Source organism: Pseudoalteromonas phenolica (genome assembly GCF_044788725.1).
GTDB lineage: Bacteria > Pseudomonadota > Gammaproteobacteria > Enterobacterales > Alteromonadaceae > Pseudoalteromonas > Pseudoalteromonas phenolica_C.
This window is the reverse complement of record NZ_CP173162.1, coordinates 660,770-675,922: the sequence shown is the minus strand read 5'-3', so window position 1 is coordinate 675,922 and position 15,153 is coordinate 660,770. Positions and strand designations below refer to the sequence as shown.

Genomic DNA, 15,153 nt, shown 5'->3' with positions numbered 1-15,153 from the left:
ATGAATATTAAACGCTGGATTGTCAGCATTGTTATTATCTTTACGGTTATAGGCGGACTAGGACTTACCAAATTTAACCAAATTCAAGCCATGATCGCATTTGGCGAATCTTTCCCAGAACCTTCGGCGTCAGTGACTAGCCTTTACGCTGAAACGATTGAGTACACGCAAACGAGTAAGGTGATCGGCCAGTTAAAAGCACCGAGCATTATTGATATTAGCAATGAGTATCCGGGCCCTATTACTTATGTTGGTTTTAAACCTGGTGACATTGTTGATAAAGGCCAAGTGTTACTGCGCTTAGATACCAGTGTCGAAAAAGCACAACTTGCCGCTGCAAAAGCGCGTGTTACTTTGGCTGAATCAACCTATGCACGAGTAACTAAACTTCTGCAACAAAAGCGCATTAGCCCAGATGAAGTCGACAAAGCCCGCGCTGATGTAGCCGTTGCTAAAGCCGAAGTACAAAACCTCAATGCCGTTATTAACAAAAAAACCATTACCGCTCCTTTCGAAGGCCAAGTAGGCCTAAGCCAATATCAAATTGGTCAGCTCATCGATGCAAATATTCAAATCACCACGTTAGTGGGCCTGAACGACACCATTTGGGTCGATTTTTCAGTGCCGCAAACACTTAGCCAGCCTAAAATCGGTGAAGAAATAAAAGTCGCACTGGTGAATCAAAACACATCAGAAGTTGTAGCAAAAGTCATCGCTAAAATGCCGATGTTAGATGCCAACTCTCGCCAGCAAAGCTATAGAGCTGAAATCGCGAATCTAGATGGTGCGCTCAGTCATAACCAAATTGCCAGCGTGCGTGTGCCTCTATATACAACCAATGCGGTTGTCGTGCCAACCGCAGCAATCACTCGCAGTCACTTTGGTGAGTTTGTCTATGCACTTGAAAAAGATGAGCAACAAAACTGGCGCGCAAAACCGATTAAAGTGACATTAGGTGAAAAGCTGGGTGACCAACAAGTTGTACTATCTGGCCTAAATGGCGGTGAATTTATCGCTGGTGAAGGCGCATTTAAATTAAGAGAAGGTATTTTGGTTTATACCGCGCCACTCGATGGGCAATTAGCCACCGCGGACGACAACATCGGAGGTCAGTAATGAGTGCATTACATGAAAACAAACCTTCTTTTATGGACATTTTTGTCAATCGCCCCGTACTTGCGATTGTACTGTCGGTATTGATCATCTTGGCAGGCCTAAACGCCGCGCAAAAGATTTCAGTACAGCAATATCCTAAGATTGAAAGTGCGTCACTGGTTATCAATACCGTGTATACCGGTGCGTCTGCTGATGTCGTCAAAGGCTATGTGACAGAGCCGATTGAACGCGTAACCTCAACCGTACCCGGCGTTGATTATGTTGATTCAGTCACCACTGCCGGCTTTAGTAAAGTCACAGCTTGGCTTGAGCTAAACCATAGCACCACTGATGCACTTGCCGAGTTAACTACTAAGCTCAACCAAATTAAGTTTGAGTTACCAACAGGGGCTGAAGACCCGGCAATCCAAATTGTGCGTGCCGATAGCCCGTATGCCGTGTTTTATTTAGATGTGCAGTCGCAAGGCTTAGCGCGCAGTGAAGTCAGTGATTATCTTATTCGCAATGTTGTGCCAAGCATGAGTGACATTGAGGGCGTGCAAAAAGTCACCCTTGAAGGCGGCCGCGACCCTGCAATGCGTATTTGGTTAGACGCAGATAAACTCGCTATTTATGATTTAAGTGCCAGTGATGTGTTTGCAGCACTTCAAGCAAACAACACTATTGCGACATTAGGTTACAGTGAAAACAACCGTCAACGCATCGATTTAATGGCCAATACCAGCCTGAAAAGTGTGGCTGACTTTGAAAACCTAATCATCAAAGAGCAAAACGGCTCGCAACTTCGCCTTGGCACGGTTGCCATCATCGAAATCGGCGAAGCCGAAGGCATGGTTACAGCGCGTTTAGATTCTCATGATTCAATTTTTCTGGCTATTTGGGCGCTGCCTGGTGCGAATGAAATCAACATTGGTGATGCACTTTATGCCAAGCTGCCGCAGATCAACGAGGGCCTACCAAATGGTATGAATATCGAAATTGGTTACGATGGTACCTTGTATATGCGTGACTCAATTAAAGAGATTTTCACGACCCTTGCCGAAACAGTGCTACTTGTAGGTATTGTGATCGTTGCTATGATGGGCTCTTTCAGAACCGCTCTAGTGCCATTGGTGACCATTCCTATTTCGATTTTAGGTGCTATCGCCGTTATTTCGATGATGGGCTTTTCATTAAACCTATTAACCATTCTAGCCATCGTATTATCGGTTGGTTTAGTGGTTGATGATGCCATCGTGGTGGTTGAAAACGTAGCGCGCCACATGCGTGAAGGCAAACCTCGTTTGCAAGCTGCGCTTATCAGCTCACGTCAGTTATTAGTGCCCGTGATTGCTATGACCTTAACCCTTGCTGCAGTTTACGCCCCAATTGGCTTCTTAACAGGCTTAACTGGCTTCTTATTCCGTGAGTTTGCGTTTACTTTGGCTATTGCGGTTCTGATCTCAGGTCTCGTGGCTATTACGCTGTCTCCGACCATGAGTGCTTATGTGAACCCTGAAGGGGGTAAAGAAGGCAAGCTCACACGCAAAGTGAATTGCTATTTCGACAAGCTACAGAACTTCTACTTTAAGTCTTTAGATAAGTTGTTTGCATGGCGCCCACAAGTGTTCTTTATTGCCATTGTGTTCTCTCTGTTGTCTGCCCCCTTTTATTTATTGTCGCAAAAAGAACTTGCGCCAGTTGAAGATCAAAGCAGTATTCAAGTCGTGGTTGAAGCGCCACCTGAGTCTTCTCAGGCTTATACTTCAAGTCGAATGAATGACACAGCAAAGGTCATGAATGAAACTGAAGGCGCAAAATTCACTTGGCAAATTATCACTGCAGCCGCAGGTTTCGGTGGTGTTGAGTTAGCACCTTATGAAGAACGTGAAAACTCGGTTCACGACTTATACTTCGACCTATTTGCACGCCTTGGTAGTGTAAATGGCTTGAGCTTGTTCCCTATTTTGCCAGCTTCTTTACCAACTGCGGGCCAGTTCGATATCGAAATGGTAGTCAGAGCCAATGACGACCCTGTGGCAATGAAGAAGTATGCTGACGAAATCATCGCGAAAGCGAATGCCAGTGGTAACTTCTTGTTCGTTAATACCGATTTAAAAATCGATTTACCACAAGCAGAGCTAGAGATTGACCGCGAATTGATTGCTGATTTAGGCCTAAACCTGCAATCGGTGAACGAGCAGCTGAGCATTTTAATGTCGAACAACTTTGTGAATTACTTCAATAAAGATGGGAAAGCATATCGTGTTATTCCAGCGGTTGATAACGGCGACCGTTACAACCCTGAAAACATCTTAGATATGAAGATCCGCACGGACTCTGGTGAGCTTATTCCTGTGTCAGCATTTGCGAGCTTAAGAACCTTCACGAGCCCGCGCGTATTAGGCTCTTTTAATCAGCAAAGTTCATTTAGGATCTTAGCGGGTGTTTTGCCACACGTAACCAAAGAGCAAGGTTTAACGGCCGTTGAAGAGATTGCAGCAGAAGTATTGCCTGCAAGTTACTCAATTGACCATGCCGGTGAATCGCGCCAGTTACGTAAAGAAGGTAACACCATGGTTGGCGTACTGTTAGTGTCGATGATTGTGGTGTATTTCTTGCTGACGATTCAGTTTAACAGCTTCCGCGACCCACTTGTGGTGTTACTAGGCTGTGCGCCATTAGCGCTTGCCGGTGCTCTGATGCTGCCGTTTTTACAGCTTACAACGATTAATATCTATAGCCAGATTGGCCTAATTACTTTGATTGGTCTGATTGCTAAGAATGGTATTCTAATCGTAGAGTTTGCCAACCATCTTCAACTTGAAGGCAAGTCGAAACTTGAAGCGGTTAAAGGCGCAGCTGCGACACGTTTACGCCCAATATTAATGACAACAGGTGCAACTGTGCTTGGTCACTTCCCATTAGTATTGGTAACCGGCGCAGGCGCTGAGGCACGAAATAGTATTGGTATTATCTTAGTAGCAGGTATGTTGATTGGTACTTTCTTCACGCTGATTGTATTACCACTGCTTTACCAAATGCTGGCAAAAGATCACCGTGGTGAAATGGAAACTGAAGCCTCCTTAACTGAGACCAAATTTGCAAATTCATTGTGATCATGATGATTGCGTGGGTTTATCCCACGCAAACACATTCAAAAAAGCGCGATGTAAAATCGCGCCTACAGCAATCACCTGCCTAGTTTTATATTTGTAGGCGTGGGTTTACCCCACACAAACACGTTCAAAAAAGCGCGATGTAAAATCGCGCCTACAAAAACCACCAGCCTAACTTTATCTTTGTAGGTGTGGGTTTACCCCACACAAACACGTTCAAAAAAGCGCGATGTAAAATCGCGCCTACCTAAACCACAAGCCAAACTTTATCTTTGTAGGTGTGGGTTTACCTCACGCAAACACATTCAAAAAGTGCGATATAAAATCGCGCCTACTGAAACCACCAGCCTATTTTTTATGTAGGTCGTCGTTTACGGCGACAAAGTATTCATGCTTCGGTAGCACCAACTTTATGTCGGGTAATTTATACCGGCTTGGTTTAAACACTTTGTCGGGCTAAAGCCCGACCTACAACATAAATTTACCCCACGCAAAAACATTCAAAAAGCGCGATATAAAATCGCGCCTACTGAAAAATCAATCTGACAAATAATACTCAACGGTTGAAACAACCCGTACTTTCTTAATATGCGGATTGTTTCTGTCTCGTGCCGAAATACTAAATTGACCTTGTGAAGCACGTTTAATCTTACCTAACTTACTGCCTGAATCTTCAGCAAACTTAGTCGCCACTTTACGGGCATTTTTGGTCGCCTCTTCGATCATATCAGGCTTAAGTTCATTCAAGCTGGAGTAAATATATTCGGTTTGAAACTGGTAACTACCCGAGGTAAATACAATACCTTGTTTGCCCAGCTCAGATAGCTTACCCATAACGTTTCTTACCGCATCTAAGTCTTGCGAATAGACAGTGACGTTTTGCTGCGCGGTATAACGAAACTCAGCGCGAGCGTTATCACCCCATTGCTGCGCCGATTTGTCAGTCACCGACGGAGAAGTAAAGCTAATATCTTCAGACTTGATGCCGTTCTTTTCTAAAAAGTCTTTGATGTGCGCGGTTTTCTCATCAAGTGACTCATACAGAGCTTTTAAGTCATTTTCAGCAGCACTAAATTGAATTGGCCAGATCACCACATCAGACAGCACTTCGCGCTCAGACAAACCTTTTACAGTAACAGTGCGCTCATATTCTTTAATTGAAATGGCTGCATTCGAGGCGATAACTGCAAATAATGTCAGGCCCAAAAAGATCCCCGCTGCCAATAGCAGATTGTTGTTTGCTTTAGGTTGCATCACACGTCCTTAAATTTTTGTTATTTCTATTTCACAGGCTAAATCATAGCTCAGCTAACTTAACCAAATATGAGCGGTACAAACTTAAATTTATTTATATAGGTAAAACTTCTGCCAACTCATTATCAAGCATATCGAGCACCGACTCGAAACCATGTTTTGGTTGCCACCCCAATTTTTGCTGTGCCGCAGAAGAATCATAAACTCGGTCTAGTTGATTGGGTAGCGTCCATCCTCGCTGTAAAAACATCTTCGCCAATTCTGGGGCTTGCTCTTTTATTAAACCTGCGGCGTCATTGAATAAACGCGGGCAATCTGATGCTTTAAACGGGGTTTTGCCTGAAACAATAAAACGATTAAACCCAGCAAGACGCGTGTCTAACGCCGCTAAATGCGCACTTGCCACATCACGTGCGTCGATACCCCGAGTGAGTCGATATACCGCCATTAAGTCGGCCGGCTCAGGAAAACAGCGAGACATTTGCAGTACGGTCACAGGCAGTTTAAAAACATCAGAAATACTTTTCAGCTTGTCTTCTGCGGCAATTTTACTGCGGTGATACACTGTTTTTGGCTGTGGGGTGATTTGCTCATTCACCCAGCCAGCGGTGTTTTCGGGAGTCGATGCATGACCATACAGTGCGGTGGTACTGGTGAAAATAAACTGCTTTACCCCCAGTTTGATGCCCTCAAGGGCTAATTGCTCTGTGGCATCGACATTAATAGATTGAAACTCATCGTCAGATAATAATCCGACATGAGGCGCATGTAAGGCTGCGGTATGAATAATGACATCGACCCCTTCGAGGGCTTGCTGGATCAGCGTTTTATCGCGAATATCACCAATGAAATCGGCGGTAGAGCAAGGTGTTTTATCTAGGCCTACAACTTGATGGGTGCGCATTAACTTAATATAAATTGCACGCCCGACTCTTCCCGAAGAGCCCGTCACTAACACTTTCATGGATATCTCTTATTTAAAATGGACTGTTCTTATTCAACTTCGTGCCACAATACAAACAAGTATAATGGCGAGCCGATACAACTCTATCGCAACTTGTACAACGATTTTGAGGCGCAAACTTACCGTCGGCCTTTCCATCTCTCAAGTCAATTTCTTTCATTTTGGCAAGTAGCATTTCTCGATCGAACCCTACTTCTGCTATTAACTCACTTAAAGCCATGCAAACAAGTGATAGATGATCAATTTTGCTTTGTAGCTCAACGATATCTACCTGGTTATCAGTTGCTTGACGTTGAACTTGTCTGGTTCGTTCTAATGACTCTGAATTATTTTTTTGAATTTGATATTGCTGAAAGATATCAAATAAATCCATTTCTTATCCTTAAAATTTTTCTTTATTTTTTAACCATTTCGAGAGTATTGAAGCCAAACCTACAACATCCTCTAACCCTGTGACAACTAGATCGCTATTTTCTCTTACCTGATTTGACACCCTAATATAAACATCTCGTAAATGGTCGTCATATTTTCGCAAATAGTTACTTAGGCTTTTTGTTGGGTCATTGCTGTGTTTGAGGTGGCGCTGGATCACTCTTGATAAACACACTTCCATAGGCATATCGAGCATGATCACATAATCAATTAAATGGGCGATTTCAGCCCTCTCTCGCCCAAAGGGTTCTTCGATAAAAATCATCTGCGAATCACTATGTACCTTTAATTCACTGAGCGTTTTTAATTCACTGAGTGCTTTTGTAAATCTGGGTGACTTTATTTGCGATACATCAGCACCTTGATGCAGCCATGTCTTCATATCTAAAGGGTAAGTGTTCGGCTCAACAAAATCGTCGAACAATAAAGTCGGGCTATTACACTCTTCTGCAAGGCATTTAATAACTGAGGTTTTCCCAGCGCCAGAAACACCGCACAAGGCTATGACTTTTGTTTGTTTCATTTTGACTCACATAGAGCAAACTGAGGGCAAATAGGCACGACTATAGAGCCTTAAACTCAGGTTTGATTAAGCCAAAACACTTCAAATCATGAAATTCACCTTTCCAAAAGCCACTCGATCGGCGAACTCCTTCCTCTTTAAAACCCAGCTTTTTTAAAACAGCCTCGGAGGCTTCATTGCCAATCATAGTATCGCCTTGAATTCTATAAAGCTCGCAAAACGGAGATACACTCGAAAATGCCAGTTCGATGATTTTACTGATCGCTTCAGACGCATACCCATACCCCCACTGATTAGCAGCAAGTTCATAACCTATACCTGCATGCTTCATTTTTTCATTCAGTGAATTAAAACCACAAGTTCCGATCAGTTGACCGTTTTCTTTAAGGCGTATTGCCCAGCGAATGCCTAAGTTTTCTAAATATCTTTTATTAAAAAATTCAATTAATTGCTGCGCTTGTGATTCTGTTTGATAAGCATCAATATCGTAATATTGAATCACCTTCTTATCAGAGAAAATAGCAAATAACGCTGAGGTATCTTGCTCATTGAGTTGATTTAATATCAACCTCTCGGTTTGCAAGTCTGGGAAGTTCACTATTCACTCCTTGTTTAAAATTTCTAAAAGTTGAAACATCTAAAGCCTGTCTTTTAACGCAAACTCAACCCCTTGCTGGGCATGAATTTCGGTGGTGTCATACAATGGAATACAGGTACTCGCTTGATTAACCAATAAAGCAATTTCAGTACACCCTAAGATCACCGCTTGTGCACCTTGTTCATGAAGGTGGGTAATAATTTTGAGGTATTGCTCTTGGGAAGATTGATTGATGATCCCACGACATAATTCATCGTAGATCACCTTATGAATAGTCTCGCGGTCATCTTTGTCGGGCACAATAACTTCAATATCAAACTTTTCCCGCAGACGGCCTTTGTAAAAGTCTTGTTCCATGGTGAACTGGGTGCCTAATAAGCCAACTTTCGAAACTCCATCTTGCACTAAACGCTGTGCTGTCGCATCGGCAATATGAAGAATAGGAATACTAATGTGTGCTTCTATTTCTGGCACTACTTTATGCATGGTATTGGTACAAATCATCAAAAAGTCTGCACCAGCACGTTCGACTGATTGTGCTGCATCGGCAAGTATCACTGCGGTATCGGCCCATTTGCCTTGATGTTGTAACTGCTCAATCTCGTCGAAGTTAACACTATACAAGCAAATTTTTGCAGAGTTTAAGCCGCCCAATTTAGCTTTAATGCCTTCATTCAGGGCCTTGTAATAACTTGCCGTAGACTCCCAACTCATTCCACCTAATAGGCCTATTGTTTTCATGGTGAGCGCTCCTATTGATATATTTTTATACACTCACTTTTTCAGAAAATGTCTTAAGCAGCAACCCTATTTTGTCAGTATGATTTTTAGGTTGCTCTTCTGCTTCTTTGCTTTTGGGAACTTTACTTTTGGGCAATGATATAAGTGTGCAGTTCAGGGTATTGGTCAAACTCCAGATGCTTAATGGTACAGCCCAACTCCATTAGCAGCGTCACAAAACCATTGGTGCCTAAAGAAGAGTAATAAACCTCAGGGCCCATAGCGCAGTTAGTATGTGCGCCTTCTGACTCAGTGCCACCAAATGAAAAAACAAACACCCCACCCGCATTTAAACTGTTAACGATTTTAGCGATAACATTGCGCTGCTCACTTAATGGAATATGCCAAATACTGTCCCATGCAGTAATAAAGTCATATTTATGAGGTAAGTCGTAACTGCAGATGTCAGCGTGCACAAAAGTGATTTGCGGGTGTCGCTGTTTTGCAAGCGAGAGCATCTTTTGGGAGACATCAAGCCCTGAAACATCAAAACCTGCTTGAGACAACAATTCAATAAACCGCCCTGTACGACCACAGCCAATATCAAGCGCTTGTCCTCTGTTTTGAGTAAAGGCAATGGCTTTTTCATGCTGCGTAATACCGTTAGACATGTTGAAAGTATCTGCAGCCCAACGCTCGGTTATTTGATCATAGGCTTTGCCTATTTCTTCAGGTTTCATGGCAAAGCCTTACTTAGTTCTAAATTAGAGATATCTTGATGTGAACACGACAAATTAAAGCAAATTATATAATTACCCAAACAAAATTACAGGCATACCATACCTTACTCGTCCATAGATCGTATGTGCGCAGCTAATTGACTTAACACGTTATCATCGGCTCTCTCGAAGTCATGAGATGACAAATACCCTTCATAACGGTCGAAGAATTTATTGATATTCGCTTCAATCAATTTGAATTCAGAATTGTTTCCTGTGCCATGCATTGGAAACAACTTACTATGAAGATGGTCTACCCCATATCCCTCAAAAAACATGCCTGTACGAGCCACACCATCAAACGCTTTATCTAATAAAAGCGCCACTTTTTTCGTCGCTAGGACAAGTTCAGATAATACTTCATCAGACTGGGCAAACGCATAGCTCGAATGATGCTCTTTCGGAATTACGACCGTAAACCCTTTTGTATTAGGAAATATAGACAAAAATGCCAAATGCTCATTGTCTTCCCATACTTTGTGGCATGGTGATTTGCCTGCGACTATGTCACAAAAAATACAACTCAAAGTAAAGCTCCTTTATTGCTACTTACCAAATTCTGCTAGAGCCAACATAGCCTGCTCTGCCTTGTCGATTTGTACAAAAATATGATCATGAAAAAACGCTGCAACTACATTCGCGCTAATACCATACTCTGCAAGTTTAGTGGCAACTGCAGCCGTTAAGCCCACGGCATCTAAGCTTGAATGCACGGTTAAGGTGATGAGTTTAAACACACCATCAAACTTTAGGTTTGCTTGCTCTGCTTGTTGCTTTTCAACAATTACAGTAAGCGCTTCTTGCTCCATAAAGGTCGCAATTGGTTGCAACGACACAACCTCAGAAAGCGAGCTCTTTACAGTACAAAAAACAAACTCCCCATCTTGTAATTCAGGTGACATACTTTGTAAAAGCGTCTCTAACTCTTTAATACCAGACATGTTTTCTCCTTTATGCATCAACTTACGACAATGTTGACCTTATCAATGACATTGGCACAAATCGTATGCCATTAAACTCACCTTCTTGCTCGGTTATTTCAAAACCATGTTTTAAATAAAAATCGACGGCATTAACTGCTGAACGAAGTTTTATCTCTTGCGCATCTGTTGAATCAAGTAAGTATTGCAGTAACTTTTGCCCTATACCTCGCCCTTGTGCTTGATGCGACACAAACAAATGCGTGAGGTAATTTCCGGCTCTCATTGCGGCAAAGCCTAATAATGTGTCGTTTGATATTGCTTTTACAGTAACAAAGTCATCATTGTCGAATGTCGTTTTTATATCGGGTAGCACGCGTGCAATATACTCTTGCTTACCTTGCTCATTAAAATGCGGTAGCACAGCAACTTTAGAGACGGCTTCGACTAAATTTGTAATAGCGGTTAAGTCTTCACTGTTAACTCTCTGAATTTCCATATTTTTACTCCTAAACTGAAGAAGTAAGTGCCTTTTGGGTCACATTTGGCTCATAAAAAGCCCATGAGTCTGCACCATCAAAATAACGAATATTGACTTGCTCTAATATATCTCGTTTGAACATTCTTAGATTTACAGCCATTCGGTCAGCATTGCCTAACTCAGTCGGGGTGTAATGGGTTATACACCCACAACCAGTACAATGATGAAAGTCGATTAACTTATCACCATGGCTGTAGATTTTTGTCTCGCTTTTTAGCGAACTAATTTTGACGTTTTGAGGAGAGAAATAGGCCCAAATTGCTCCATACCTATAACAAATTGAGCAATTACAACTCGTAACTAAATCAATGGGTTGTAACAGTTCTACGGTGACATCACCACTATGACAGCTCGCTTGCATCATACTTCCTTATTTTCACTTAAGTGGAACACCTTAACACTAAATCCTTAAGATACTCGCCAAAATTTTTAAACGTCTTACAATAGCGTATTTTGTTATATTTATACTTTCAGATCAGGGCCTAATTTTGAAACTCAGCAAACGCTTAAAATTAATCGAGTCTATGGTGTCACTTCACTATGATCATATTTGGGACTGCTGCTGTGATCATGGCTATTTAGGCGCTGCGCTTTTAGATAAGCAAAGCAATGAAACCGTACATTTTGTCGATATTGTGCCTGAGCTGATGTTAAGTCTCGAAAATAAGCTGCAAGCATTTTATGACGAGCATAACTGGCAAGTTCACTGTTTAGATGTATCGCATCTGCCTTTGCAAAATCATCAAGGCAAACATTTAGTCATTATTGCTGGCGTGGGTGGCGATTTAACCGCGCAATTTATAGCAAGCATCAATGCGCAACATCCAAATTTAGATATTGATTACTTAGTTTGCCCTGTGCATCACCTATTCATGCTAAGAGCCAAGCTCAATGAACTGAAATTAGGTTTAGTGCAAGAGGCTTTAGTTGAAGATAACAAACGTTATTACGAAGTCATATTGCTGTCATCTAAATCAAACAACCAGCCAGTCTCGGCGGTCGGTGAGCAGATCTGGCAAGCTGACAATGAAGTACAGCTCGAGGTGGCTGAGCGATACTTGAAACAAACGCTCAGCCATTATCAACGCATTGCCAAAGGCAAAAATAGCGATGTGGCGCATATTATTTCTGCTTACAAGCAAGTTATTCCAGCACTAAAAACAAGTCTTTAGTCGACTTAAAAAATTGTTATAACGACATAAAACTAATGTGCAGCCCAATGCTACTATCAAAGCCTTCATCATTAAAATAATGACTATAGCCAAGCTGCACATGAATACGACGGGTGAACTGGTATTCAATGAACGGCTTCACATAACTCGAGCTTTTGAAATTATCGAGCTCTTGCTCTTCACAGCTGCTACAGCGGAAAATTGATCGACTGATATTGTTATATCGATAGCCGCCAAGTACACCTATGGTGAGGTTCTCGACTAAGTGATCTTTTAAAATCAAACCCAATTCGCCATAAATTGAGGTGCCCGTCACACTCGATTCTCTACTAAGCTTCTCACCGGTAACGGCGTTTTTTACATCCTCACTAAACGGGTTGTCGTCTTCAATATACACATAGTCTAAACCGATGGCGAACTGGTAAAAGCTGCGCGGTTCACCTTTGTAATAAATACCAATGGAATGGGCCATATCGTCTACTTGCATATCCAATTCTGTGCCTTCATTGATGTCATTGACACTCAAAGCCTGATAACTAAAGCCATAAGAATAATTATAAAAATTAACGTTTTCGGCTTTGCTTACACCACTTAACAACAGGGCACCAGCAAATAAAGCATGTTTAGCGTATTTCATACTGCTCTCCTTCTATTTGGTATTCGCAGCACAGCTCTTTACTGCATGCACAAAGTGCTTAACGGTGCGAGCGCTGTAAAAAATAATACTGTTTTGATATTCGTAGTTATAACTGCTGTCTTCAAATTTATTATGCGGCGTGCCACTCCAAACCTTACCCATAGGAATATTTGGGAAAGCAAATGGGTTTAACGCAGGCTCCTCACAAGCAAATTCATTGTTGGCTTGTAGCTCTTTGATGCTGGGTAATCGCCAATTTGAATTTGGACTTTCATCATTGAGCGTAGCAACATATTGATAAGCTTGCTGCCAATCCATAAATTCGGCTTCACCTTGTTCGCAATCTTCGCCGCTTAAGCCAGCTGCGCAGCGCTTCCAAATTAGCCCAGTTTGTTTATCGAGAATATTGCCTTGGTCATCTTGCAAATAGCGCTCTGCGGGGCTAGTAAAACTGATTTTTTCATTACAACGTTGTTTAGAAGCAAATTGCTGACGATTCACCGCGGTGATTTCTGTGTCACTCAAGCTACTCGAAAAGGCATAGAGGTTGGGGGTGCCTCGCACCGCTCGCACCATTCTTGGCTCTGAGCTAACGCCTCCAGCAACACGGCCATAACTAAAGCCGACCGACCATGCACTATTAGAGTCATCGGCATCTAAGTTACTGGTCCAGTAAAAACCCAGCTTAGTATTAGGAAAGTAATCTGCATCGATACTCGGTTGAGAGCGCCCATAATGCACCAAGTCTTGTAGCTCGATTTTGTTAGGCAGTCGCCAATCATCAAAACCACAGAGCTTTTTGGCATTGAGCTTTTCAAGGTAACTTTGCGTGTCGCAGTTATCATCGCACACGCCATTATCAGCGGTTGAATAGTCTGGTAGGTTTTCATCAAACCAAGAGTAAGAAAAGCTGCTGTCTTGAGGTAAACCTGAGCCTTCAGGGCTCTTAACTTCCCAAATTAAGCCAGTGACATTATCAAGCACACATTGCCATTGCTCAGCATCAGCCGCTAACGGCTGACCTTGTGCATCTAGTTTAGTGTAATCAAAACTCGCATCACCTGAGCCGACTTTCATTAAGTTAGCTTGCGTATCTCTGCCCGTGGTGCAGTCTTGGTTGAACCCCGACTGTAAATCACATTGCGGTAAGTTAGTGTCAGGATAATCCCCGGCGAACGTCACGCCGGTATCGTTATAAGGCGACACAATTTCATCACAGGTGCATTCACCGTCGCATTTTGCAATTTCAATTCGCGCTAAGGGTGCAGTTGTATTTGCATTTTGCGAATTTCCCGATGCGTTTGAAGTCGTATTATTCGCTGTCGTTGGTTTATTTTCAGCCACAGGCTCATATTTGCAACCCGCTGTTAAGCCCAGTAAAACCAATATTGGCGCAGTTTTCAGTAAAATCATAGTCCATATCTCATTTGTGCCTATTCAATAAAAACCAACGCTCAATTTTTATACCAAAAAAAATTGCGCACAAAGTTTGCAATTTCCCCAGTTAATTTTACAACTTAAGTATACCGATAAGGATTTGGAGTGAACCTGAGCTATAAATAAGAGATTTATTAATTTTGATACCAATGATTAGTTTATCTCTTATCAGAAGCTCAGGTTCGATAGTAAATCCATCGCGCTTATACTGCTAGATCATAAATAGGACTGATTATGGAAACTGTCGACCCCCTCTTAATTGCGTTTTTACCTAAAGACATCCGCTCGATGTTTTTCCCTTATGCCAGTGTGCAACTTGGCGCTTTAATTTTGAACTTGCTAATGGGCTTTATTATGGCGAGTTTAATTGGCTACCACTTTAGAAAGTACGCCAGTGCATTTTGTAATCGCCAAGACTTCTCTCGCCTTTTTCCGCTGCTTATGCTCACAGTTATTTTAATCATCACTGTGGTCAAAGCATCGCTTGCTTTAGCGCTTGGTTTAGTTGGTGCATTATCGATTGTGCGTTTCAGAACACCCATCAAAGAGCCTGAAGAGCTTGTTTATTTATTCTTAAACATAGGTGTAGCAGTAGCCCTTGGTGCAGGACAAACCCTTGCAGCCATTGTCGCTTGTGTTGTGACTCTATTGTTAGTGACTTGGGTTAAGAAGCGCCACAGTAAAGATGTGCAAGAGAACGGCTTATTTCTATCGCTCAACTATCGCAGCGATGACCCCGATGTGAACATTGCGATTTCGGATGTAAAAAACATTTTAGAGCAGTATGTTGATCGCCTTGAATTGCGCCGCTTTGATACTGGCGAGCAACACTTCGATGCCGCTTTCTTTATCTCAATCAAAGAAGCCAAACAAATCGATGAATTCATGCATGCATTGAAGCAAAAGTACCAAGGAATCAACATTTCACTGCTTGAGCAACACAATATTGCGGGAGTGTAGTT

Annotated in this window: 17 protein-coding genes; 4 read left to right on the top strand and 13 right to left on the bottom strand. The window is 42.3% G+C overall.

The annotated features are described in order from the left end of the window. A complete protein-coding gene (locus tag ACH784_RS20490; RefSeq protein WP_404395558.1) occupies positions 1 to 1,116 on the top strand; it encodes an efflux RND transporter periplasmic adaptor subunit in 1,116 nt (371 codons plus the stop codon). Further along, on the top strand, positions 1,116 to 4,214 hold the full coding sequence (locus ACH784_RS20485) for an efflux RND transporter permease subunit (RefSeq protein ID WP_404395556.1): 3,099 nt from the start codon (positions 1,116 to 1,118) through the stop codon (positions 4,212 to 4,214). The genes ACH784_RS20490 and ACH784_RS20485 overlap by 1 nt, the downstream gene beginning before the upstream one ends. Positions 4,215 to 4,751: 537 nt before the next feature. Here the strand turns inward: ACH784_RS20485 and ACH784_RS20480 are convergent. From ACH784_RS20480 to ACH784_RS20430, 11 genes are all read right to left on the bottom strand, one after another. Then, on the bottom strand, positions 4,752 to 5,468 hold the full coding sequence (locus tag ACH784_RS20480; RefSeq protein WP_138479061.1) for an SIMPL domain-containing protein: 717 nt from the start codon (positions 5,466 to 5,468) through the stop codon (positions 4,752 to 4,754). Between the two features lie 94 nt (positions 5,469 to 5,562). After that, positions 5,563 to 6,432 (bottom strand): NAD-dependent epimerase/dehydratase family protein, encoded by an 870-nt coding sequence (locus ACH784_RS20475; RefSeq protein WP_404395554.1) that lies wholly within the window; start codon positions 6,430 to 6,432, stop codon positions 5,563 to 5,565. 13 nt (positions 6,433 to 6,445) lie between these two features. Further along, positions 6,446 to 6,805: a hypothetical protein gene (locus ACH784_RS20470; protein WP_404395552.1), complete on the bottom strand. Its 360-nt coding sequence runs from the start codon at positions 6,803 to 6,805 to the stop codon at positions 6,446 to 6,448. Between the two features lie 9 nt (positions 6,806 to 6,814). Next, entirely contained in the window at positions 6,815 to 7,387 is a 573-nt protein-coding gene (locus ACH784_RS20465; RefSeq protein ID WP_404395551.1) for a hypothetical protein, read from the bottom strand. Positions 7,388 to 7,427: 40 nt separating this feature from the next. Beyond that, a complete protein-coding gene (locus ACH784_RS20460) occupies positions 7,428 to 7,985 on the bottom strand; it encodes a GNAT family N-acetyltransferase (RefSeq protein WP_404395549.1) in 558 nt (185 codons plus the stop codon). A 39-nt stretch (positions 7,986 to 8,024) separates the two neighbouring features. Continuing rightward, positions 8,025 to 8,726 (bottom strand): aspartate/glutamate racemase family protein, encoded by a 702-nt coding sequence (locus ACH784_RS20455; protein WP_404395548.1) that lies wholly within the window; start codon positions 8,724 to 8,726, stop codon positions 8,025 to 8,027. Positions 8,727 to 8,848: 122 nt separating this feature from the next. Then, entirely contained in the window at positions 8,849 to 9,445 is a 597-nt protein-coding gene (locus ACH784_RS20450; protein ID WP_404395546.1) for a class I SAM-dependent DNA methyltransferase, read from the bottom strand. Between the two features lie 104 nt (positions 9,446 to 9,549). After that, positions 9,550 to 10,011: an HIT family protein gene (locus ACH784_RS20445; protein WP_404395544.1), complete on the bottom strand. Its 462-nt coding sequence runs from the start codon at positions 10,009 to 10,011 to the stop codon at positions 9,550 to 9,552. Between the two features lie 18 nt (positions 10,012 to 10,029). Beyond that, a complete protein-coding gene (locus ACH784_RS20440) occupies positions 10,030 to 10,425 on the bottom strand; it encodes an ACT domain-containing protein (protein ID WP_404395543.1) in 396 nt (131 codons plus the stop codon). A 22-nt stretch (positions 10,426 to 10,447) separates the two neighbouring features. After that, positions 10,448 to 10,903, bottom strand: coding sequence for a GNAT family N-acetyltransferase (locus ACH784_RS20435; RefSeq protein WP_404395541.1), 456 nt, complete (start codon positions 10,901 to 10,903; stop codon positions 10,448 to 10,450). Positions 10,904 to 10,913: 10 nt separating this feature from the next. Next, positions 10,914 to 11,309, bottom strand: coding sequence for a GFA family protein (locus tag ACH784_RS20430; protein WP_404395539.1), 396 nt, complete (start codon positions 11,307 to 11,309; stop codon positions 10,914 to 10,916). A 124-nt stretch (positions 11,310 to 11,433) separates the two neighbouring features. On the opposite strand from ACH784_RS20430, the gene ACH784_RS20425 reads away from it, so the two are divergent. Continuing rightward, entirely contained in the window at positions 11,434 to 12,117 is a 684-nt protein-coding gene (locus ACH784_RS20425; protein ID WP_404395537.1) for a tRNA (adenine(22)-N(1))-methyltransferase, read from the top strand. Positions 12,118 to 12,133: 16 nt separating this feature from the next. Here ACH784_RS20425 and ACH784_RS20420 read toward each other — a convergent pair whose 3' ends face one another. Then, a complete protein-coding gene (locus ACH784_RS20420; protein ID WP_404395535.1) occupies positions 12,134 to 12,754 on the bottom strand; it encodes a hypothetical protein in 621 nt (206 codons plus the stop codon). A gap of 12 nt (positions 12,755 to 12,766) precedes the next feature. Next, entirely contained in the window at positions 12,767 to 14,167 is a 1,401-nt protein-coding gene (locus tag ACH784_RS20415; protein ID WP_404395533.1) for a DUF1566 domain-containing protein, read from the bottom strand. Positions 14,168 to 14,425: 258 nt separating this feature from the next. Between ACH784_RS20415 and ACH784_RS20410 the strand changes: the two genes are divergently transcribed. After that, complete coding sequence (locus ACH784_RS20410) at positions 14,426 to 15,151, top strand: DUF4956 domain-containing protein (RefSeq protein ID WP_138479081.1); 726 nt, start codon at positions 14,426 to 14,428, stop codon at positions 15,149 to 15,151. Positions 15,152 to 15,153 lie beyond the last annotated feature (2 nt).